The organism is Nocardiopsis sp. CC223A (assembly GCF_030766825.1).
GTDB lineage: Bacteria > Actinomycetota > Actinomycetes > Streptosporangiales > Streptosporangiaceae > Nocardiopsis.
In genome coordinates, this window is record NZ_JASFDV010000061.1 from 21,959 (window position 1) to 44,694 (window position 22,736).

At 73.0% G+C, this 22,736-nt stretch carries 15 protein-coding genes and 1 pseudogene; 4 read left to right on the forward strand and 12 right to left on the reverse strand.

Annotated elements, in window-relative coordinates:
• Window positions 1-151: 151 nt before the first annotated feature.
• From QJS33_RS21840 to QJS33_RS21860, 5 genes are all read right to left on the reverse strand, one after another.
• On the reverse strand, window positions 152-2,266 hold the full coding sequence (locus QJS33_RS21840) for a prolyl oligopeptidase family serine peptidase (protein WP_306369905.1): 2,115 nt from the start codon (window positions 2,264-2,266) through the stop codon (window positions 152-154).
• 406 nt (window positions 2,267-2,672) lie between these two features.
• A complete protein-coding gene (locus QJS33_RS21845; RefSeq protein WP_306369906.1) occupies window positions 2,673-3,695 on the reverse strand; it encodes an amino acid ABC transporter permease in 1,023 nt (340 codons plus the stop codon).
• Window positions 3,692-4,366: an amino acid ABC transporter permease gene (locus QJS33_RS21850; protein WP_306369907.1), complete on the reverse strand. Its 675-nt coding sequence runs from the start codon at window positions 4,364-4,366 to the stop codon at window positions 3,692-3,694. The genes QJS33_RS21845 and QJS33_RS21850 overlap by 4 nt, the downstream gene beginning before the upstream one ends.
• 79 nt (window positions 4,367-4,445) lie before the next feature.
• Window positions 4,446-5,312 carry a glutamate ABC transporter substrate-binding protein gene (locus QJS33_RS21855; protein WP_306369908.1) on the reverse strand — a complete coding sequence of 289 codons (867 nt, stop codon included), beginning with the start codon at window positions 5,310-5,312 and terminating at the stop codon, window positions 4,446-4,448.
• A gap of 65 nt (window positions 5,313-5,377) precedes the next feature.
• Window positions 5,378-6,121, reverse strand: coding sequence for an amino acid ABC transporter ATP-binding protein (locus tag QJS33_RS21860; protein ID WP_306369909.1), 744 nt, complete (start codon window positions 6,119-6,121; stop codon window positions 5,378-5,380).
• A 347-nt stretch (window positions 6,122-6,468) separates the two neighbouring features.
• Between QJS33_RS21860 and miaB the strand changes: the two genes are divergently transcribed.
• On the forward strand, window positions 6,469-7,935 hold the full coding sequence (gene miaB / locus QJS33_RS21865) for a tRNA (N6-isopentenyl adenosine(37)-C2)-methylthiotransferase MiaB (protein WP_306369920.1): 1,467 nt from the start codon (window positions 6,469-6,471) through the stop codon (window positions 7,933-7,935).
• Window positions 7,936-8,139: 204 nt separating this feature from the next.
• Here the strand turns inward: miaB and miaA are convergent, their stop codons facing one another.
• Complete coding sequence (gene miaA, locus QJS33_RS21870; protein WP_306369910.1) at window positions 8,140-9,129, reverse strand: tRNA (adenosine(37)-N6)-dimethylallyltransferase MiaA; 990 nt, start codon at window positions 9,127-9,129, stop codon at window positions 8,140-8,142.
• A 60-nt stretch (window positions 9,130-9,189) separates the two neighbouring features.
• Here miaA and dapF point away from each other — a divergent pair, with 60 nt between their 5' ends.
• Window positions 9,190-10,005 carry a diaminopimelate epimerase gene (gene dapF / locus QJS33_RS21875; protein ID WP_306369911.1) on the forward strand — a complete coding sequence of 272 codons (816 nt, stop codon included), beginning with the start codon at window positions 9,190-9,192 and terminating at the stop codon, window positions 10,003-10,005.
• A gap of 6 nt (window positions 10,006-10,011) precedes the next feature.
• On the opposite strand, the gene QJS33_RS21880 is transcribed toward dapF, so the two are convergent.
• From QJS33_RS21880 to aceB, 4 genes are all read right to left on the reverse strand, one after another.
• Entirely contained in the window at window positions 10,012-11,319 is a 1,308-nt protein-coding gene (locus QJS33_RS21880; RefSeq protein WP_372339695.1) for a (Fe-S)-binding protein, read from the reverse strand.
• A 5-nt stretch (window positions 11,320-11,324) separates the two neighbouring features.
• Window positions 11,325-12,575 (reverse strand): FAD-binding oxidoreductase, encoded by a 1,251-nt coding sequence (locus tag QJS33_RS21885; RefSeq protein ID WP_306369913.1) that lies wholly within the window; start codon window positions 12,573-12,575, stop codon window positions 11,325-11,327.
• Window positions 12,576-12,589: 14 nt separating this feature from the next.
• Window positions 12,590-14,074 (reverse strand): FAD-linked oxidase C-terminal domain-containing protein, encoded by a 1,485-nt coding sequence (locus QJS33_RS21890; RefSeq protein ID WP_306369914.1) that lies wholly within the window; start codon window positions 14,072-14,074, stop codon window positions 12,590-12,592.
• A gap of 652 nt (window positions 14,075-14,726) precedes the next feature.
• Window positions 14,727-16,331: a malate synthase A gene (aceB, locus tag QJS33_RS21895; RefSeq protein WP_306369915.1), complete on the reverse strand. Its 1,605-nt coding sequence runs from the start codon at window positions 16,329-16,331 to the stop codon at window positions 14,727-14,729.
• Between the two features lie 336 nt (window positions 16,332-16,667).
• On the opposite strand from aceB, the gene hflX reads away from it, so the two are divergent.
• Both hflX and QJS33_RS21905 read left to right on the forward strand, forming a co-directional pair.
• A complete protein-coding gene (gene hflX / locus QJS33_RS21900) occupies window positions 16,668-18,203 on the forward strand; it encodes a GTPase HflX (protein ID WP_306369916.1) in 1,536 nt (511 codons plus the stop codon).
• 456 nt (window positions 18,204-18,659) lie between these two features.
• Entirely contained in the window at window positions 18,660-19,868 is a 1,209-nt protein-coding gene (locus tag QJS33_RS21905; RefSeq protein WP_306369917.1) for an amidohydrolase family protein, read from the forward strand.
• On the opposite strand, the gene holA is transcribed toward QJS33_RS21905, so the two are convergent.
• Both holA and QJS33_RS21915 read right to left on the reverse strand, forming a co-directional pair.
• On the reverse strand, window positions 19,865-20,827 hold the full coding sequence (gene holA, locus QJS33_RS21910) for a DNA polymerase III subunit delta (protein WP_306369918.1): 963 nt from the start codon (window positions 20,825-20,827) through the stop codon (window positions 19,865-19,867). The two genes, QJS33_RS21905 and holA, sit on opposite strands and share 4 nt — an antisense overlap.
• Window positions 20,828-20,876: 49 nt before the next feature.
• A pseudogene (locus tag QJS33_RS21915) lies at window positions 20,877-22,736 on the reverse strand (ComEC/Rec2 family competence protein); the annotation flags it as partial.

The following is a 22,736-nucleotide window of genomic DNA, read 5'->3' on the forward strand; positions in this document are numbered from 1 at the left end:
CGTCTGCTGTGCCGGGGTGTGGCCGTCTCCGGCTCCCGGCGGGGGTTCGTCGCCTTCCGGGACCGCGGCGGCGGGCACGCCGTCCGGCGGGGTCTGGAACGGCTCGTTTATGGCCGACCGGCCGTCGGCCCACCCGGCCCTCGGCTGCGGTTCAGTGCCCGGAAGCGGGCTGCGTCTGCTGTGCCGGGGTGTGGCCGTCTCCGGTTCCCGGCGGGGGTTCGTCGCCTTCCGGGACCGCGGCGGCGGGCACGCCGTCCGGCGGGGTCTGGAACGGCTCGTCCGCGGGCTCCGGTTCGGGGCGCGGGGCGGGCGGCTCGGTGGCCAGCTCCAGCGGCGGCACGTCCGCCGCGAACCCGAACACCCGCGCGTACAGCCCCAGCTCGGCCTCCAGCGACTCCCGGCGCGCCCGCTCCCCGGTGAAGCCGTGCGGCTCGCCCTCGAACTCCACCAGTGCGTACGGCACCTTCCGCTCGCCCAGGGCCGTCGCCATGGCGAACGCCTGGTCGGGGGTCACCACCGGGTCCTCCAGGCCCTGGAGGAGCAGGACCGGCACGTCGATCTCCGCGGTCCGGTTGATCGGCGACCGCTCCCGGTAGCGTTCGACGAAGCCCGGCAGCAGGCCGACCAGGGTGTCCAGGAACCGCGACTCGAAGTCGTGGGTGGTGCGCACCAGGCCCAGCAGGTCGGTCACCCCGAAGTAGGACACCCCGCAGGCGAACACGTCCCCGGTGACCGCCATCAGCGCCGTGTACCCGCCCGCGCTCGGCCCGCGCACCGCCAGCCGTTCCGGGTCGGCCTCGCCCTGCTCGACCAGGGCCCGGGCCACCGCGGTGACGTCCTCGACGTCCACCACGCCCCACTCCTTGTGCAGGCGTTTGCGGTAGGAGCGCCCGTATCCGGTGGAGCCGCCGTAGTTGACGTCCACCACGCCGATGCCCCGGCTGGTGAAGTACGCCTTGACCGGGTCGAACGCGGTGGTGGCGTGCGACACCGGTCCGCCGTGCACCCACACCGCGTACGGTGCGGGGCCCGTCGCCGTGTGCTCGGGGTGGGTCGGCGGGTAGACGTTGGCGTGCACCGGGGCGCCGTAGCGGCCCGGGAACGTGGCCTTGCGGGGGACGGGCAGGTAGGCGGTGTCGGGGACCGACTCCATCGATCCGCGCAGCACCTCCACCCGGCCGGTCTCGGGGTCCAGCCTGACCAGTGACTGCGGGACGGTCGGCGAGGCCGCAACGCCCACGACGGTGCGCCCGTCGGTGTCGAGCATCGACCAGGTCGTCAGGTCGGTGTCCACGGGGGCCAGGTCCAGGGTGTCGGGGTCGTACACGCCCGGCACCATGTCGGCGTCGCCGTGCAGCGCCACCACCTTCCCCGAGTCCAGCAGGCAGAACGACCGGTCGCCCAGCCGTCCCGGCGGGGTGTGGAACTCCTCCTCGGCCGGGTACTGGGCGACGGCCGGGCCGGTGAGCCCCACCCGGTACAGGTTCCAGCAGCCGGGCCAGTCCGAGGCCGCGTACAGGGAGGTGTCGTCGATCCAGACGGGGGAGACCACCGACTCCTCCGAGGAGCCCTTGAGGGTGTACTCGCCGGTCAGCCCGTCGCCGTCGAACAGGCCCATCCGCAGCTCGGTCCCGTCCCAGGGCATCTTGGGGTGGTTCCAGCGCACGTACGCCAGCCGGGTCCCGTCGGGGGAGGGGGTGGGGGAGGCGTAGAAGTCGGCGCCGGAGACGATCTCGCGCACGGCGGACGGGTCGGAGGCGCCCCGGCCCGACAGCGGCACCGACACGATGGACCGCCGCACCGTGCCCTGGGAGTGCTGTTCGCGCACGCACAGGATGCTGCGGCCGTCGGGTCCCAGGGTCGGTTCCGCGTAGCGCAGGGCGGCGGGCGCGTCCGGCTCGGGGGTCAGCGGGACCGGCTCGGCGGAGCCGCGCTCCAGCAGGTACAGGCGCTGGTCGGGGGAGTTGACGAAGACGACTCCCATGCGCACCAGCGCCTTGTCGTCGCGCCGGGGCACGGGGCGGAAGGCCCGGCCCCCGTACTCGTGCACGCGGCTGCCCACGCTCCACGGGGCGGCCAGCAGCTCGGTCGGGGTGCCGTCCGCGTCGCGCCGCATGATGGTCCGGCGGCCCTCCTCGGGCCGGTTCTCCTCCCACCACACCTCGTCGCCCACGACGGCGGGGAAGGCGAGGGCGCGCACTCCACGGGCGACGTCGGCGGCGCTGATGGGCGATGGCCAGGAGCCGTGGCTCGACAGTTCAGACATATCCCGCTCAGGAGGGGTCGTGGGGGTGTATCGGATGACATGTCGACCTTAGTCCTCGCGGGGCCGCGTGTGCAGTCCCGCCGGATCCCGTATCCGTCTTTTGACTTTTCCCCCTTCTGAAGGAGGGGGGTTCGGCCTGGCCTGACGGCCCGGTTCCGCTTACAGGGGAGGGCCCTTGCCGACTCACACCGGCTCCCGCCCCTACTGTGCAGGCTCCGCCGTTATCGCACAGCGGGAGCTCGGCATACCCCGGGACTTCGCCCCGGAACATGTTGCCCCGCTGGAGGTCGGGGCGATATCCGGGAAGAACGGTGAGGGTTCGCCCACCGGTTCGGAGCGGAACGCCGACGGCCCCGTCCACCGGGTGGGCGGGGCCGTCGGTCGGGTACCGGACCGTGCCGGGGGCTCAGGGCTTCTCGGAGCCCCCGGTGCCGTCCGGGCCCTCGTCGGGCTCCTCCACGGCGGCCGCACCGGCGGCCGTCCCGGTGGCGTCGACCGCGGCCGGGACGCCGCCGGCCGCGGTGGCCCTGGCCGAGGGGCGGCCGCGCCGGGCGTTGCGCCGCTCCAGCCAGATCGCGATCCGGCTCAGGGTGATGTTGATGATGATGTAGATGACCGCGCAGATGATCGCCGCCGGGATCACGTTGCTCTCGCGGGTGGCCAGCAGCGTGAAGCTGCGCAGCAGCTCCGGGAAGGCGACGATGTAGCCGAGCGCGGAGTCCTTGAGCAGGACCACCAGCTGGGCGACGATCGCGGGCATCATCGACGTGACCGCCTGCGGGATCAGGATCTGCCACATCGTCTGCGTCCGGGTCATGCCGACGGCCTGGGCGGCCTCGGACTGGCCCTTGGGCACGGCCAGGATGCCCGCGCGGAACACCTCCGCCAGCACCGACCCGTTGTACAGGGTCAGGCCGGTGACGACCGCGATCAGCGCGGTCACCTGGAAGGTGCCGGTCGGGATGCCGAATATCTGCCAGGCGACGATCGGCAGCGCCATGGTGAAGAAGATCAGCATCAGCAGCGGGATGCCGCGGAAGAACTCCACGACGGCCCCGGAGGGGATGCGGATCCACGCGCGCTCGGAGAGCCGGCCGATGCCGAAGACCAGGCCGAACAGGACGGCCAGCACCGACGCGGTCAGCGCCGCGGTCAGGGTGTTCTGTAGACCGGGGAGGACGTAGCCGGTCCACGTGTCGGGCCGCAGGAACGGCTCCCACTTGTCGGCCGCCCACTGGCCCTCCGGGTTGACCGCCCAGGTGGCCGCCGAGAACAGCGGTCCCTCCCGGTCGGTCAGGGTCCGGTTGAACCCCAGGTACAGGATGGCCAGGCCGATCGCGGCCAGGACCACGGTGAGGACCGTGTAGAGGATGTTGCGCTGCCGGGCGCGGGGGCCGGGGGCGTCGAAGAGGACGGACTGGGCGCTCATCGGACCACCGCCACGCGCTTGGACAGCCAGCCGAAGAAGTAACCCGTCGGCAGGGTCAGGATCAGGAAGCCGATCGCGAACCCGACGAAGGTCGGCAGGACCGGTGCGATGCCCTGGTCGAACATGAGCTTCATCTGCCGGGACGCCTCCTGGACGCCCAGCCCCGCGACGGAGGCGACGGTGGTGTTCTTGGTGAGCGCGATGAGCACACTGCCCAGCGGGCCCACGACGGTGCGCAGTGCCTGCGGGATGACGATCAGCCGCAGGTTCTGGGTGAAGGTCAGGCCCAGGGAGCGGGCCGCCTCGACCTGTCCGAGCGGGATGGTGTTGATACCCGACCGCAGTGACTCGGAGACGAAGCAGGACGTGTAGGCGGACAGGCCGATGACCGCCCACCAGAACACGTCCAGGGCGACGGTGTCGCTGAAGCTCAGGCCCAGGGCGCTGTTGAGGCCCAGGCCGCAGAAGAGCAGCACCAGGGTCAGCGGTGTGTTCCGGATGCCTTCGACGTAGGCGGTGGACATGCCGCGCAGCAGGGGGACGGGGGAGACCCGCATCGCGGTGAGCAGGATGCCCAGGATGAACGAGAACAGGGCACTGGCGAGGGTGAGCCGGACGGTCCATGAGAAACCGTCGACAACCCTGTCGATATTGCTGAGAAAGGCTTCCATGGGTCCCAGCCGGTCAAGGGCCGGGAGGTGGGGCCGGGACGTCCCGGCCCCACCTCCCGGACGGGGTCAGATGGCGGACTTACGCGCAGGGGTCGAGCGCGGGCTGGCTCTCCTCGAAGGCGAAGTCGGTCTCACCGAAGGCCGCCTCCAGGTATTCGAGGGCCGCGCCCTCCTCCCACATCTTGGTGATGGCCGCGTTGACCTCTTCGCAGCGCTCGGTGGAGCCCGCGGGCAGACCCACGCCGTACTTCTCCTCGCCGAACGCGTTGTTGACGACCCGGTACTCGCCCGGGCTCTGGGCGGCGAAGCCCGCGAGGATGGTGTTGTCGGTGGTCACCGCGTCGACGGTGCCGTTGCCGAGCAGCTCCAGGCACTCGGAGTAGTTGCCGGCCTCGCGCAGCTGCGCGTCGATGCCCAGGCCGCCGTCCTCCTCGGAGTCCACGATGTTGTTGGCGGAGCGGGAGCCGGAGGCCGAGCACAGGGTCAGGCCTTCGAGGTCCTCGGGGCCGTTGATGTCGGTGTTGTCGGCCTGGGTGAGGATGTCCTGCTGGGCGATGTAGTACGGACCGGCGAAGTCCACGACCTCGCGGCGCTCGTCGGTGATCGAGTAGGTCGCCACGATCATGTCGACGGTGCCCTGCTGGAGGAACGACTCGCGGTTGGCGGAGGCGGCCTCGGTCCACTCGATCTGGTCCGGGGTGTAGCCGAGCTCACCGGCGATGTAGGTGGCGACGTCCACGTCGAGGCCGACGGGGGTGCCGCCCTCGTCCAGGCCCAGGCCCGGCTGGTCGTACTTGACGCCGATGGTGATGGTCTCGCCACCGCCGTTGCCCTCGCCGCCACCGTCGCCGCCGTCGCCGCCGACCTCGGCGGTACCACAGGCGGTGAGGGCGAGCGCCAGGGCCGCGGTGCTGCCCAGGGCGGTGCTGATGCGACGGACTCGCATTGGGGATACCTCTTCCTTGAGATGCGTGCGAACCTCGTGGCCCCGTCGGGGCCGCGGGGGAACTGCTAGTGGGTCAGGATCTTCGAGAGGAAGTCCTGGGCCCGCTCCGACTGCGGGTTGGTGAAGAACTCGTCGGGTGTGTTCTCCTCGACGATCTCGCCGTCGGCCATGAACACGACCCGGTTGGCGGCACGGCGGGCGAACCCCATCTCGTGGGTGACCACGACCATGGTCATGCCCTCGCTCGCGAGGTCGGTCATGACGTCGAGGACCTCCTGGACCATCTCCGGGTCCAGGGCGGAGGTCGGCTCGTCGAAGAGGATGACCTTCGGATTCATCGCCAGGGCACGGGCGATGGCCACGCGCTGCTGCTGTCCGCCGGACAGCTGCGCGGGGTACTTGTGGGCCTGGTCGCCGATACGGACCCGCTCCAGCAGCTCCATGCCGCGGGCCTCGGCGTCGCTCTTGGACTTGCGCAGCACCTTCATGGGGCCCAGCGTCACGTTCTGCAGCACGGTCTTGTGCGCGAACAGGTTGAACGACTGGAACACCATGCCCACGTCGCTGCGCAGGCGCGCGAGCGCGCGGCCCTCGGCAGGGAGCGGCTGTTCGTCGAGGGTGATCACGCCGGAGTCGATCGTCTCCAGGCGGTTGATCGTGCGGCACAGCGTCGATTTGCCGGAACCGGACGGCCCGATGACGACTACCACCTCGCCGGAGTTAACCGTCAGATTGATGTCGCGGAGCACGTGCAGGTCGCCGAAGTGCTTGTTGACGTTCTCCAGCACGACGAGAGGAGTTGTGGTCATGGTCGGAACCTAGTGTCTCGATGTTGCCGTGTCATCACGAAAACGCACGCCCGTCGCGGAGTAGCAGACTTGTTACGACGCGATTCGTGAAACCGTTATCGTTTCGGAGGGTTAGCTCCACCTTCGTCACGTAGGGCCGCCTTTTCATCCTCCAGAGTCCTTTTGCGCCGCGTGGCACCGCGTTCGATGTCGGCCTCCTTCCCCCTGGTCACGCGCTCGACACCCGGATGTCCCGCGGATCTCGGCCGGCCCGGGCGGGCGACGGCCCGTGACCGCCCCGAACGCGGCCTCGTGCGGTCCGCGGCACCGGATAGCCTGAGGACGTGAGCCAGAGTCGTACCTACCAAGTGCGGACCTACGGCTGCCAGATGAACGTCCACGACTCCGAGCGCCTCTCCGGTCTGCTGGAGGACGCTGGGTACGCGCGCGCAGCCGAGGACACCACCGCGGACATCGTCGTCTTCAACACCTGTGCGGTCCGGGAGAACGCGGACAACCGCCTGTACGGCAACCTCGGGCACCTGCGCCCGGTCAAGGACGCCAACCCCGGCATGCAGATCGCCGTCGGGGGCTGCCTGGCGCAGAAGGACCGCGGTGAGATCGTCCGGCGCGCCCCCTGGGTCGACGTCGTGTTCGGCACCCACAACATCGGTTCCCTGCCGGCCCTGCTGGAGCGCGCCCGCGTCCAGAGGGAGGCGCAGGTCGAGATCGCCGAGTCGCTGGAGCACTTCCCCTCCACGCTGCCCAGCCGCCGCGAGTCGGCGTACGCGGCGTGGGTGTCGATCTCGGTCGGGTGCAACAACACCTGCACCTTCTGCATCGTCCCGGCGCTGCGCGGCAAGGAGCAGGACCGCCGCCCCGGCGACATCCTCGCCGAGGTGCGGGCCCTGGTCGCCGAGGGCGTCAGCGAGATCACCCTGCTCGGCCAGAACGTCAACGCCTACGGCAGCGGTTTCGGCGACCGGCAGGCGTTCTCCAAGCTGCTGCGCGCCTGCGGTGGGGTCGAGGGGCTGGAGCGGGTCCGTTTCACCTCCCCGCACCCGCGCGACTTCACCGACGACGTCATCGAGGCCATGGCCCAGACCCCCAACGTGATGCCGCAGCTGCACATGCCGTTGCAGTCGGGGTCCAGCCGCGTCCTCAAGGCGATGCGCCGGTCCTACCGCCAGGAGCGGTTCCTGGGCATCGTGGAGAAGGTGCGCGAGGCCATGCCGCACGCCGCCATCACCACCGACATCATCGTGGGCTTCCCCGGCGAGACCGAGGAGGACTTCGAGGAGACGCTGCACGTGGTCCGCGAGGCCCGCTTCTCGGCCGCGTTCACGTTCCAGTACTCCAAACGCCCCGGCACGCCCGCCGCCACCATGGACGACCAGGTGCCGCCGGAGGTCGTCAAGGAGCGCTACCAGCGGCTGGTCGACCTCCAGGAGCAGATCTCCTGGGAGGAGAACAAGAAGCTGGTCGGCACCGAGGTCGAGCTGCTGGTCGCCGAGGGGGAGGGCCGCAAGGACGGGGAGCACCGCCGCCTGTCCGGCCGCGCCCCCGACAACCGCCTGGTGCACTTCGCCGTGGGCGACGCCGAGGAGCCCCGGCCCGGCGACGTGGTGACCGTCGAGGTCACCTACGCCGCGCCGCACCACCTGGTGGCCGACTCGGGGGTGCGGGACCTGCGCCGCACCCGCGCCGGGGACGCCTGGGCCGCCCGCAACGGCGAGCCCCTCCAGGAGAAGAAGCCCGAGGTCCTGCTGGGCATGCCCCGTATCGGCAGGCCCGCCGAGCAGCCCGCCCCCGCGGGCGGCTGCGACCTCGTCTGATCCACCGCTCGGAACGGCCCCGGTGCGCGCACCGGGGCCGTCGCCGTCCGGTCGGCACCGGCTCCGGGGCCCGACCTGCGGGCCGCCGAAGTCCACCCGCGGGGCGGGGCCTCGCCGTCGGCCGGTTCACGGAGGAGGCCGGACGGGGAGGGCGAAGAGGGGGCGTGCCCGCGGGCGCGCCCCCTCGTGTGTTCCGGTTCGCGGCTACAGGTTCCGCGGGACCATCGTCGCGATGTCCACCAGCGCCTCGCCGGGTTCGTCGTCCGCCGCCGACAGCGCCGTGTCCACCTGCTGTAGCGCACGCTCCACCAGGTCGGGGGCGTCGTAGGGCAACCAGCGCACCCGCGGGTCGCGGCGGAACCACGACTCCTGCCGCCGGGCGAACCGGCGGGTGGCCTGGGCGGTCGCCGCCCGCGCCTCCTCCTCCGACAGCTCTCCGTCCAGCTGCGCCAGCGCCTGGGCGTACCCCAGCGCCTTGGACGCGGTGCGGCCCTCGCGCAGCCCCCGGTCGGCCAGCCCGCGGACCTCGTCGACCAGGCCCTGCTCCCACATGCGGTCCACCCGCAGGTCGATGCGGGGGTCCAGCTCCGGGCGCGGGGCGGTCAGCCCGATCTGCGTGCACGGGTAGAACGACGCGTGGTCGGGCATGGTCGCCGTGAACGGCCGCCCGGTCAGCTCGATGACCTCCAGCGCCCGCACGATCCGGCGCCCGTTGCCGGGCAGGATCGCCCGTGCCGCCGCCGGGTCGGCCTCGGCCAGCCGGGCGTGCAGCACCCCCGGGCCCACCTCGGCCAGTTCCGCCTCCAGCCGGCCGCGCACCTGCGGGTCGGTGCCGGGGAAGTCCAGGTGGTCCAGGACCGCCCGCACGTACAGTCCGGAACCGCCCACCAGGATCGGCAGGACGTCCCGGTCGGTGCAGTCCTCCACCAGTTCGCGCGCCAGCGTCTGGTAGCTGGCGACGTCGGCGGGCTCGGTGACGTGCCAGATGTCGAGCAGGTGGTGGGGCACACCCCGCCGCTCCTCGAACGGGAGCTTGGCGGTGCCGATGTCCATCCCCCGGTACAGCTGCATGGAGTCGGCGTTGATCACCTCGCCGCGGCGCCCCGTGCGCTCTTCCAGGCGCAGGGCCAGCTCCACGGCCAGGTCGGACTTGCCCACGGCGGTCGGACCCACGACCGCGATCACCTTGATCATCCCCCCAGCCTAAGCCGCTCGCGGGCGTCGCCGGGCACGTGCGGGCACTACTCTTGGCGCATGCGATTCGCCAAGGGCCACGGAACCGAGAACGACTTCGTGATCCTCCCCGACCCCGACGGGGAGCTCGACCTCACGGAGGCGGACGTCCGCCTGCTGTGCGACCGGCGCGCCGGGATCGGCGGCGACGGCATCCTGCGCGTGGTGCGCACCCGGGCCCTGGGCGAGGAGCTCGCCCCGTCCGCCCGCACCGCCGAGCGCACCGAGTGGTTCATGGACTACCGCAACGCCGACGGCAGCATCGCCGAGATGTGCGGCAACGGGGTGCGGGTGTTCGCCCGCTACCTGCTCCACGCGGGTCTGGCCGCCGGCGACCGGTTCGAGGTCGGTACCCGGGACGGGGCCAAGGAGGTCGCCGTCGAGGCGAACGGCGACATCACCATCGACATGGGCCGCGTGGAGCGGCTGGGCACCTCATCGGCCGAGCTGGCCGACCGCACGGTGGAGGGCGCCCGCATCTCCGTGGGCAACCCGCACCTGGCCTGCGAGATCTCCGCGCCGGTCGCCGAGGTGGACCTGCGGACCCTGCCGGTGCTGGACCCCGAGGCGTTCCCCGCGGGGGCCAACGTCGAGGTGTACAACGAGGTCGGCCCGGGCGTGCTACAGATGCGCGTGTACGAGCGCGGTGCGGGGGAGACCCGTTCCTGCGGTACCGGCATCGTCGCCACCGCGGCGGCGGCCACCCCGCCCGGGGAGGGTGCCACCTGGCGGGTGCGCGTCCCGGGCGGCGAGTGCACCGTGTTCCTCGACGCCGACGGGGCCCGTCTGAGGGGCCCGGCGGTCATCGTCGCCGAGGGCGAGACCTCCCTGCTCTGACCGGTCTCAGCCGGTACCCAGCAGGCTCCGCACGGGCAGGCCGCGCAGGGAGGCGTCCAGGACCCGGGCGGTGTGCGCCACCGCCATCGGGGTGCCCGCCCGCTCCAGGGCGGAGGCGATCTGGAGCGAGCAGCCGGGGTTGCCCGACACCAGCAGCCGGGCACCGGTCGAGGCGGCGTCGGCGGCCTTGCGGTCGCCCAGCTCCCGGGCGGGTCCGGGGTTGAACAGGTTGTAGACGCCCGCCGAGCCGCAGCAGATCTCCTTGTTCGGCAGGTCGGACACCGTGAGCTCCGGGATGCCCGCCAGCAGGGTGCGCGGCTGGCGGGTCACGCCCTGGCCGTGGGACAGGTGGCAGGCGTCGTGGTAGGCGGTGTGCAGCGGCAGCGGGTGGCGTTCGGCCACCGGGCCCAGGTCCACCAGGAACTCGGCGAGGTCCACGACCCCGGCGGCGAACGCCCGGCCCCGCCGCACCAGGGCGTCGTCGGCCCCGGCCTCGGACAGCACCCGCTCGGCGTGGCGCATCCCCGAGCCGCAGCCCGCCGAGTTCACCACGATCCGCTCCACGTCGGCGCGCTCGAACGCGCCGATCAGCGCTTGGAGGAACCCCGCCGCCTCGGCGCCCCGCCCGGCGTGGCCCGAGAGCGCGCCGCAGCAGCCCTGGTCGCGGGGGACGACGACGTCACAGCCCTCCAGCGCCAGGATCCGCGCCGTCGCGGTGTTCACGTCGGGGAAGAACGCGTCCTGCACGCAGCCCAGCAGCATCCCCACCCGGGCGCGTGCCCGGCCCACCGCCGGGACCAGTTCGGGGACGGCGGGCGGTGGGGCCGACAGCGGCGGGGCGACGCGTTCCATGGTGGCCAGTGCGGGGGAGATCCTGTCCAGCAGCCCGGACCGGCGCACCAGCGCGGACGCCCCCGACGCCTGGTAGGCGCGCAGCGGTCCGCGCAGCAGGCGCAGCCGCCGCCGGTGCGGGAAGAGCGCGAACACCGCGCCGCGCAGCGCCCGTTCAGGCAGCGGCCGCCGGTGCTCCTGCTCCACCCGGACCCGGGTGCGGTCGATGAGGGCGTCGTAGGCCACCCCCGAGGGGCAGGCGGTCACACAGGCCAGACAGCCCAGGCAGTTGTCGAAGTGGCCGACGGCGGCCTCGGTCAGCACGTCGTCGTGGGTCTGCGCCATGAGGTGGATGCGCCCGCGCGGGGAGTCCATCTCCTGCCCCCACAGCACGTGGGTGGGGCAGGTGGGCAGGCAGAAGCCGCAATGGACGCAGTCGCCCAGCAGCTCCTCGAAGGGGCGGGGGGCAGTGGGGTCGGGCAGGTCGGTCACGGTCGTTCCTCCCGGGGGGTGTGCGGGGCGTCGGTCACGAAGCGCCCGGGCGCCATGCGGCGGTCGGGGTCCATGGCGTCCCTGACCGCGCGCATCACCGCGAGCCCGGGCACCTCGCCCCACAGGTCGATCCCCGCCGTGTGCAGGTGCTCCTCCGCGCGCACGACGGTCGCCGCCCAACCGGAGTGGGAGCGCAGCCCCTCCAGGAGCACGGTGACGGCGGACGCGCGGGCACCCGGCGGCACGGCGACGACCAGCGCCCCCGTCCGCGCCGACCCGGTGGTGCGCACGTCGGTGTCCACGGCCCCGCCCAGCTCGGCGGCCCGGGCCGCGGCCGCGGGCGCCTGCGCCGGGGGCACGGACAGCCGGACCAGGGTCCCCTCGGCGGGCAGCAGCCCCCAGCCCGGCGGCAGGGCGTCGCCCACGGTCACCTCCTCGGCGGGCAGGCCCCGGGCCAGCGCGGCGACCAGTTCGTCGGCGCGGGACCGAACCCCCTCGGGGGTGCCCTCCAACACCACGCGCAGGCGCGACCCCCCCTCCACAGGCCAGTCGATCTCCACCGCGGCGGGTACGGCGTGGCTCGCCCGCAGCAGGGTGAGACGGCGCTCGGCGTGGGCGAGGGAGGGCAGCGGCAGTTCGATCAGCCGCAGGGCCGGGGGCAGGGGGTGGAGGCGGAAGGCCGCGGAGGCGATGACGCCGAGGGTGCCGTACCCGCCGACGTGCAGCTTGGCGAGGTCGTAGCCGGCGACGTTCTTGACCACCCGGCCGCCGCTGCGCGCCACCACCCCGTCCGGGCGCACCACCGTCATGCCGATGACCAGGCTCCGCAGCGCGCCGGTGAGCAGCCGTCGCGGCCCCGACAGGCCGGTGGCCAGCAGGCCGCCCACGGTCCCCCCGGCGCGGACCGGGTCGACCGACAGGCGCTGGCCCGCCTTCGCGAGCACCGCCGCCAGTTCGGCCACCGGGGTGCCCGCGCCGACCTCCGCCACCAGGTCGCCCGGGTCGTGGTCGATCCGGTTCAGGGCGCCGGTGTCCACCAGCAGGTCCACGGAGGTCGGCCGGCCGCCCCAGTCCAGGGCGGTGCCGCCGCCGCGGGCGGCCACCGACCACCCGTTCCGGGTCGCCTCGGCCAGCAGCCCGGCCAGTTCGTCCACGTCCCGCGGGCGCGCTGCGTGCGCCGGGACGACACCGCACACGGCGTCGCCCGGTCCGCCCGCGCGGACGCCCTCGATCCCCTGCCGCGTCACACCGGTCCCTTCGCTCAGAACTGCTCGGCCCGACCCGACTCCACCAGCGGGTGCACACCCGTGCGCACGCCCGGCCTCTCCCCGCACAGGCGCGGGGTGGGCAGCAGCTTGTACGGGTTGGCGATCCCCTCCGGGTCCAGGGCGCCCCGGAACAGGTCGAAGGTCGCCAGGTCGTCGGGGGAGTACATGCGCGGCATCTTGCACGCCTTGTCCACGCCCACCCCGTGCTCGCCGGTGATGGACCCGCCGTGCTCCACGCACAGATCGAGGATGGCCCCCGACACCTCCTCGGCGCGCTCGGCCGCGCCGGGTTCGGCGTCGTCGAACAGCACCAGCGGGTGCAGGTTGCCGTCCCCGGCGTGGAACACGTTGGCGACCCGGATGCCGCTCTGCGCCGACAGCTCGGTGATGCGGCGTAGGACCTCGGACAGGGCGGTGCGGGGCACCACCCCGTCCTGGACGATGTAGGCGGGGCTGATCCGGCCCACGGCGGCGAACGCCGACTTGCGGCCCTTCCAGATCCGGGCCCGCTCGTCGGCGTCGGCGGCGGTGCGGGTCTCGAACGACCCCGCGGCCGCGCACAGCCGGGTCACCTCGGCGAGCTGGGCCCGGACCTCGACGGCCGGGCCGTCCAGCTCCACGATGAGCACCGCCGCGGCGCCCGCCGGGTAGTCGCAGGCCACCGCGGCCTCGGCGGCCTCGATGGCCAGGGCGTCCATCATCTCGATCGCCGAGGGCAGCACCCCGGCGGCGATGATGTCGCCGACCGCGCGCCCGCCCGCGTCCATGGAGGTGAACGCCGCCAGCAGGGTGACGGTCCGCTCCGGCAGCCGGGTCAGGCCCACGGTGATCCGGGTGGTGACGCCCAGGGTGCCCTCGGAGCCGGTGAACGCGCCGATGAGGTCGTGGCCGGGTGCGTCCGGGGCCTTGCCGCCCAGGCGGACCAGGGCGCCGTCGGGGGTGACCACGTCCAGTCCGCGCACGTGGTCGACGGTGAACCCGTACTTGAGGCAGTGCGCGCCCCCGGAGTTCTCGGCGACGTTGCCGCCCACCGAGCACACCTGCTGGCTGGAGGGGTCGGGTGCGTAGTAGTAGCCGTGCGGGGCGGCGGCCCGGCTGACGTCGAGGTTGGCCACCCCGGGTTCGACGACGGCGCACTCGTTGGCGGGGTCGATCTCGATGATGCGGCGCATGCGGGAGGTGGACAGCAGTACGCCCTCGGGGTGGGGGAGCGCGCCCCCGGACAGGCCGGTGCCCGCCCCGCGGGGGACGAACGGGACCCCGGTCCCGGCGCACAGCCCCACCACGGCGGCGACCTGCTCGGCGGTGGTGGGCAGCACCACCACTCCGGGGATCTCGCGGTGGTGGGTGATGCCGTCGCTGTCGTAGACGCGGCGCCGGGAGGTGTCGGTCAGCACGCCGTCCCCGCCGCAGATCGCTCGCAGGCGGGGGACGAGCGCGGCCACGGCGGCCGGGATCGGGTGGGCGGTGTCGGGCATGGCGCCTCCCGGGCCGTCGGCTCGGGTGCGGTCGGACCTCTGTGTGGACGGCCCCGTGATGGAAAAGTACGGCCGTGTGGCCCATGACACAAGAGGGCGTGCGGAATGTGCGGTTCGGAGGAACGGAGGAGGGGCGGTGATCCGTGTGGATCACCGCCCCTGGAACAACCGGGGTGCCCGTTCGGCCGGGCGTGGCCGCCGGGTGTTCTTCCGTGCGGTGGCCGACCGGGATCGATCCGTGTGGCCGTCCGGGTCGCGGGTGGCGTGCTGTGAAGGCGTCGCCGTGTACGCGACCCGGGGGCCGGGTGCGTCCTACGGCATGCGCTCGTAGGCGGGCAGGGTCAGGAAGTCGACGTACTCGTCGGCTGCCGGGTGTTCTTCCGTGTGGTGGCCGACCGGGGCCGATCCGTGTGGTCGTCCGGGTCGCGGGTGGCGTGCTGTGAAGGCGTCGCCGTGTACGCGACCCGGGGGCCGGGTGCGTCCTACGGCATGCGCTCGTAGGCGGGCAGGGTCGGGAGGTCGACGTACTCGTCGGCTGCCGGGTGTTCTTCCGTGTGGTGGCCGACCGGGGCCGATCCGTGTGGTCGTCCGGGTCGCGGGTGGCGTGCTGTGAAGGCGTCGCCGTGTACGCGACCCGGGGGCCGGGTGCGTCCTACGGCATGCGCTCGTAGGCGGGCAGGGTCAGGAAGTCGACGTACTCGTCGGCCAGCGCGACCTCGGAGAACAGTTCCTTGGCCTGCTTGTACAGGTCCTCGTCGAAGGCCGCGCCCAGGGACTCGCGGATGGTCGCCAGCTCCTCGTCGATGATCCGGGTGACCAGCTCGGCGGTGACCTCGGGGCCGTCGTCGAGGGTGACGCCGTTGTGCAGCCACTGCCAGATCTGGGAGCGGGAGATCTCGGCGGTGGCGGCGTCCTCCATGAGGTTGTGGATCGCCACCGCGCCGTTGCCGCCCATCCAGGCCGCCAGGTACTGCAACGCGACGTTGATGTTGCCGCGCAGGCCCGCCTGCGTGACGCCGCCCGGGGTCCGGTCCACGGCCAACAGGTCGGCCGCGGTCACCTCGACCTCGGGGCGCTGCTTGTCGATCTGGTTGGGCCGCTCGCCCAGGACGCCGTCGAAGATCTCCATGGCGATCGGCACCAGGTCGGGGTGGGCGACCCAGGAGCCGTCGAAGCCGTCGCCGGACTCACGGGACTTGTCGTCGCGGACCTTGGCGAAGGCGACCTTGTTGACCTCTTCGTCCTTGCGGGACGGGATGAACGCGGCCATGCCGCCGATGGCGTGGGCACCGCGCTTGTGGCAGGTCTTGACCAGCAGCTCGGTGTAGGCGCGCATCATCGGGGCGGTCATGGTGACGGCGTTGCGCTCGGGCAGCACGAACTTGCTGCCGCGGGTGCGGTGCGTCTTGATGAGGCTGAAGAGGTAGTCCCAGCGGCCCGCGTTCAGGCCCGCGGAGTGCTCGCGCAGCTCGTAGAGGATCTCCTCCATCTCGAACGCGGCCGGGATGGTCTCGATCAGGCAGGTGGCGCGGATGGTGCCGCGGGGGATGCCCACGCGCTCCTGGGCCAGGACGAAGATGTCGTTCCACAGGCGCGCCTCAAGGTGGCTCTGCATCTTGGGCAGGTAGAAGTACGGGCCCTTGCCCTTGTCCAGCTGGCGCTGCGCACAGTGGAGGAAGTAGAGGGCGAAGTCGACGATGCCGCCGCTGACGCGCTGTCCGTCGACGAGGATGTGCTTCTCGTCCAGGTGCCAGCCGCGCGGGCGGACCACGATGGTGGCCAGCTCCTCGTCGGCCTTCAGGGTGTAGGTCTTGCCCTGGGGGGAGGTGAAGTCGATGGTGCGGTCCAGGGCGTCGCGCAGGTTGAGCTGCCCCTGGATCATGTTCTCCCACAGCGGGGTGTTGGCGTCCTCGAAGTCGGCCAGCCACACCTTGGCGCCGGAGTTGAGCGCGTTGATGGTCATCTTGCGGTCGGTCGGGCCGGTGATCTCGACGCGGCGGTCGGTGATGCCGGGGGCGGGCGGGGCGACCCGCCAGGAGTCGTCCTCGCGGATGTGCTTCGTCTCGGGGAGGAAGTCGAGGTCGGTGCCGGAGGCGACCTGCTCCTCACGGACCTTGCGCGCGGCCAGGAGCTCCCGGCGGCGCTCCTCGAAGGCGCGGTGCAGCTCGGCGACGAGGGCGAGCGCCTCGTCGGTGAGGATCTCGTCGAACCGGTCGTTGAGGGGGCCGGTGATCTCGACCCCGTGGGTGGCGCCCATGGCATACCTTCCGCAATACGAAACAAGCTTCTGGGATGTGGAAAACGCTACCGTTGCTGGTGAGGCGTGGTCAACGCAGCCCCCACCCTGCATGACTTCGAAGTTTCGCACAGCGTGAAGCTTGTTGAAAATTCTCAGATAACTTCCGCGGTTCTTGTGTTCGAGCTGGCCGGAGGGTGTTTGAAAGCGCTGTGGCGGCGGGGTGTCTTCCGCCACGTGTCCTGCGATAATTCAGGTGCCCCGACGGGAAGCGCGTGTCACCATCGACGGGGCGGTCCGCACGGCGCGGACCGGGAAGAATCACCCCGGTGACCGCGTTGACCCACCTGGAGGGATATGAGTACTGCTGAAACCCGTGGAAGCACCCGCGAGGCCTTCGAGGCCGCCGACGAGGAGAGGCTCCACGACACGTTCGCCACCGAGGACGGGACCGACACCGGTGAGGGGTCCCGTCGCGACACCGGCGGCGACCGTCACATGAACGGGGACGTCCCCGACCAGGGCGAGATGGAACTCGCGGACCGGCACGCACTGCGCCGCGTCCAGGGACTGTCCACCGAACTCACCGACATCACCGAGGTCGAGTACCGGTCGCTGCGGCTGGAGCGCGTCGTCCTGATCGGCGTGTGGACCAGCGGCACCCAGGCCGACGCCGACAACTCGCTGGTCGAACTGGCCGCGCTGTCGGAGACCGCCGGGGCCATGGTCCTGGAGGGCCTCACCCAGCGCCGCTCCAAGCCCGACCCCGCCACCTACGTCGGCAAGGGCAAGGCCGCCGAACTGCGCGACATCGTCGAGTCCACCGGGGCCGACACCGTCATCTGCGACGGTGAGCTCACCCCCGGCCAGCTGCGTCAGCTGGAGGACGTCGTCAAGGTCAAGGTCGTCGACCGCACCGCGCTCATCCTGGACATCTTCGCCCAGCACGCGCGCAGCAGCGAGGGCAAGGCCCAGGTCGAACTGGCCCAGCTCAACTACCTGCTCCCGCGCCTGCGCGGCTGGGGCGACAGCCTGTCCCGACAGGCCGGCGGCTCCGGTGGCGGCGGCGCCGGCGGCGGCGTGGGCCTGCGCGGTCCCGGTGAGACCAAGATCGAGACCGATCGGCGGCGCATCAACGACAAGATGGCCAAGCTGCGCAGGCAGCTCGCCCACATGCGCATCGCCCGCGACGTCAAGCGCGACGTCCGCCGCACCCGCCAGGTGCCCTCGGTGGCCATCGCCGGGTACACCAACGCCGGTAAGTCCAGCCTGCTCAACCGGCTGACCGGCGCCGGAGTCCTGGTGGAGAACGCCCTGTTCGCCACCCTGGACCCCACGGTCCGCCAGGCGCGCACGCCCGACGGCCGGGCGTTCACGCTCAGCGACACCGTCGGGTTCGTCCGGCACCTGCCGCACCAGCTGGTGGAGGCGTTCCGGTCCACCCTGGAGGAGGTCGCCGACGCCGACCTCATCCTGCACGTGATCGACGGGTCGCACCCCGACCCGGAGAGCCAGATCACCGCGGTGCGCGAGGTGTTCGCCGACATCGACGCCACCGACGTGCCCGAGCTGATCGTGGTCAACAAGGTCGACGCGGCCGACCCGGACGTGCTCAAGGTGCTGCGCACACGCCACCCCGGCATGGTCGAGGTCTCCGCCCGGACCGGGGAGGGCGTGGCCGCGCTGGTCACCGCACTGGCCGAGGCACTGCCCGAGCTCGCGCACGAGGTGCGCGTCCGGGTGCCCTACTCGCGCGGCGACCTGGTCGCCAAGGTGCACGAGGAGGGGCGTGTCCTCGCCGAGGAGCACACCGAGACGGGCACCGAGCTGCACGCCTTCGTCTCGCAGATCCTGGCGGGCAGGCTGGAGGAGTTCGCCCTCAGCACCGCCTGATCGGCACCTGCCGATCCGCACCCGAACGGGCCCGACCGCCGACGCGGCCGGGCCCGTTCGGCGTGCGGGGGCGGGGCCGGCGACGGGCTCTCATGTTCGCGGTCGGGGTGGACGCGCCCGTCGGGTATCGGATGCCAGCAGGTCACCAGGGGTGGGAATGGGGTTCGTCACGTCGACCTCTCGCGAGGTCTGCGGTGGAATGCTCGCATTCCTCCCTGTGGAGAGGTGTACACGGAGTCCGAGAATGGACTACGGTTTTGGAGCACCGGCCGCCGCCCCATCGACCGGCGGACACGGCGCGCCCGGCGCGCCGGGATCCCCGGCCCGCGCGGCGGTGCCCCCGGCCGCCCCTGTCGGCCCTGTCGGATCGTTCCAGATACGAGGTCGCCATGTCCGCCCGTTCCCTGCACGACCCCTCCCTCCCCTCCACGCGGCGGAACTGACCGGCGGCTGACCATGGCGGTCGTACTCCTCAGCAATATCGGTCGGTTGTGGACCGGCGACGAGATGCTGACCAAGGCGGCACTCCTGATCGACGGCGAGCGGGTGGCCTGGGTCGGCCCCGCCGCCGAACTGCCCCAGCGGCTGCCCGGGGTCTACGAGGACCTCACCGACGTCGACGAGATCATCAACATCGGCGGCGGACTCATCACGCCCGGACTCGTCGACGCCCACTGCCACCCCGTCTACGCGGGCGACCGCTACGCCGAGGTCAACATGTGGGCCAAGGGCGCCTCCCAGGGGGACATCTTCGCGGCCGGGGGCGGGGTGTCCACCACCGTCACCATCACCCGCGGCACCGACCCCTGGACACTGTGCAACGCCGTGCGGGAGCGGCTGCGGCACTGGGTCATCACCGGGACCACCACCGTCGAGGCCAAGACCGGCTACCACCTGACCCGCGACGGCGAACTGGCCGACGTGCGCCTGCTGCGCTCCCTGGAGGAGGAGCCCGGCATGCCGCGCCTGCACATCACGTTCTTCCCCGCCCACGGGGTACCGCCGGAGTTCTTCGGCCGCCCCGCCGAGTACGTCGCCACCGTCGCCTCCTGGCTGGCCGACGCCGCCCAGGTCGGCGCCGCCGGAGTGGACGTCTACTGCGACAACCGGCAGTTCACCACCGACGACGCGCGGATGCTCCTGTCCGTGGGCCAGTCCGTCGGACTGCGCACCACGCTGCACGCCTGCTCACGCCCCCGCCACGGTGCGGTGCGCATGGCCGCCGAGCTCGGCTGCACCTCCGTGGACCTGCTGCACGAGACCGACGACGAGGACATCCTGGCGCTGGCCGCCACCCGCACCCCCGTGGTGGCCTGCCCCACCACCTCGCTGCACGAACGCCGCCACCCGCCGGTGCGGGCCCTGCTCGACCACGGAGTGCCCGTCGGCCTGGGCACCGACCACAACCCCGGGCAGAGCGGCGCCACGTCCATGCCGCTCATCATCTCCCTGTCCGTGGCCATGTTCCAGATGACCGTGCAGGAGGCGCTGCACGCCGCCACCGTCGGCGGCGCCCGCGCCCTGGGGATCGCCGACCGCGGCATGCTCGCCCCCGGCAACCTCGCCGACCTGGTCCAGTGGGACGCCGACCACGAGGGCGCGTTCGCGTGGTCGATGGGCCTCAAGGCCCTCCACGTGTGGCAGGGCGGCCACACCATCCACTAGCGGCGGCCGCGGGCCCGGGCGATCTCGATGACGGCGCGCTCCAGGGCGTACTCCGGGTCGCGGCCCGCACCCTTGATCAGCGCGTCGGTCTCGGCGACCACCGCCATCGCCCGGCCGATGCCCGCCGGGGACCAGCCGCGTGCCTGCTGGCGCAGGGTGCGCAGCTTCCACGGCGGCACCTTGGCGCTCTTGGCCAGGTCCGCGTCCGAGCCGCCGCGCGAGGGCCCCGCCACCACGGCGATACCGCGCACCGCGCCCGCCAGCGCGCTGTTGATCAGCACCGGCGCGGTGCCCACCGCCAGCGACCAGCGCAGCTGCTCCAGCGCTTCGGGCAGGCGGCCCTCCACCGCGCGGTCCGCGACGGTGAACCCCGACGCCTCCGCCCGGCCCGAGTGGTACCGGGCCACCGCGGCCGCGTCCACCCGCCCCTCGGTGTCGGCGATCAGCTGGGTGCAGGCCGCCGCGATCTCGCGCAGCTCGCTGCCGACCGCGTCCAGCAGTGCCTGGGCGGCGTCCGGGGTGATCTGCCGGCCCGCCGCCGAGAACTCGGCCTTGACGAACGCCACGCGTTCGGGACCCTTGGTCGGGCCCTTGCAGTCGACCCGGACCGCCCCCGCCTTCTGCGCCGCCTGCAACAGGGCCTTGCCCTTGTTGCCGCCCGCGTGCGTCAGGACCAGGGTGACGTCGTCGGCCGGGTCCCCGAGGTAGGCCGTCACCGTCTCGGCCAGGTCCTTGACCAGGTCCTGGGCGGAGCGCAGCACGACCACCCGGCGGTCGCCGAACAGCGACGGCGAGGTGACCTCCACCAGGGTGTGCGGGCCCACCTGGGCGGGGACCAGGTCGTGGACGTCCACCTCCGGGTCCTCCGCGCGGACGGCGGCCACGACGGCGGCGACGGCCCGGTCGACGAGGAGCTCCTCGTCGCCGACGATGATCGTGATCGGGGCGGGTGCAGGCATACCACGAGCATGCCACGCCCCACCGACCTCCCGCGCGCCGAAGCGACCGGTCCGGTCCCCGGATCAGCGCCAGGGGGCCCTCGCCGGAGCCGACCACCGCGATGTCCCCCGACAGGTCGGTGCGCAGGTCCAGCGCGCCCATCCGGCGCAGCACGCTCTGCGTGAACGGCGCCGGATGGCCGTACGGGTTGTCGGCGCCCACCGAGGTCAGCGCGACCCGCGCCCCCGTGGCCTCCAGGAACTCCGGGTCCTGCGCCGCCGATCCGTGGTGGGGGACCGCCAGCACCGCCACGGCCAGCGGTGCCCCGAGCATTCCGCGCTGGGCCCCCTCCTCGACGTCGCCGGGCAGCAGCACCGACAGGTGCGGTGCGTCGGCGCGCACCACCACCGATCCGTCGTTGACGGAGCCGCGGAAGCCGGGCGGCGGCCACAGGACGCGCAGCGTCCAGGCGCCCACCCGCAGCCGGGCGCCGCGTTCGGCGGTCGACTGCTCCACACCGGCCTCGGCGAGCAGCCCGCCCACCGGGGTGCCGACGAACCCCGGCGGGACCAGCGCCCGGTCCACCGGCCGGTGCCGCAGCACCCCGGGGACGCCGTCCACGTGGTCGGCGTGGTCGTGGCTCAGCACCAACAGGGGGACCTCGCGCACCCCCAGGCGCTCCAGGCAGCCGTCGACCGCCTCCGGGTGCTCGCCCGTGTCCGCCACCACCGCCGTGCCCGGGGCCACCGACAGCACGAAGGCACTTCCCTGGCCCACGTCACAGGCCACCACCGCCCAGTCCCGCGGCGGCCACCCGCCGGGCAGACAGCGGGCCGCGGCGGCCAGCAGCAGCACCGCCACCGTTCCGGCGGCGAGCGCCCGCCGCACCCGGCCCCGGGACGCCACCAGCGCCACCACCAGGACGGCCAGCAGCAGCGCCCCCGCGAGGTCGGCCCGCCAGGGCAGCGCCCCGTACGGGACACGGGCGCCCACCTGGGCCACCGCCGCGATCCAGGCCACACCCCATCCGGGCACCACCGCCGCCGCGGCCGCCGCCCCCGGCGCGACCACCGCCAGGGCGGCGACCAGGGAGCCCAGCACCGTCACCACCGCCACCACCGGGGCGGCCAGCACGTTGGCGGGCACCGCCACCCACGACACCTCGCCGGACAGGGTCACCACCACCGGGGCGACCGCCAGGTGCGCGGCCACCGCCACGGCCAGGGCCTCGGCCAGGACCCGGGGGACCGACACCGACCACTCCCGGGTCCAGCGCGGCACCAGCAGTACGATGCCCGCGGTGGCCAGCACCGACAGCGCGAAGCCGTAGGAGGACGCCAGGGCGGGGGCGGCGAACAGCACCCCCACCACGGTCACGCCCAGTGCCCCCAGCGCCATGTGGGCGCGGCCGGTGGCCAGCGCCAGCAGGGCGAGGGAGCCCATGAAGGCGGCCCGCACCACGCTGGGTTCGGGGCGACAGACCAGGACGAACAGCCAGATCATCACGGCCCCGCCCGCCACCGTCCACCACGGCGGCGCGCGCACCAGGCGGCCCAGCGCCACGACCACCCCGGTCAGGATGGCGAGGTTGGCGCCGCTCACGGTGAGGAGGTGCGTCATCCCGGTCGCACGGAAGTCCTCCGCCACCCGCGCGTCCACCCCGGAGGTGTCGCCGACGATCAGGGCGGGCAGCAGGCCGCGTCCGGGCTCGGGCAGGCCGGCGGCGGCGCCGCGCAGCCCGGCCCGCACGTCGCCGGCGAACCCCTGCCACCGGTCGGGCGGAGCCGCCTCGCGGGGCGGGCCGCGCACCAGGACCAGGGCGCCGAGGAAGGGGTCGTCCTCGGCGGCGACGAACACGCCGCGCGCGGTGAGGGACTGGCCGGGCAGCAGCCGCGGCCACTCCCGGCCGGAGGCGAGCAGCACCACGGG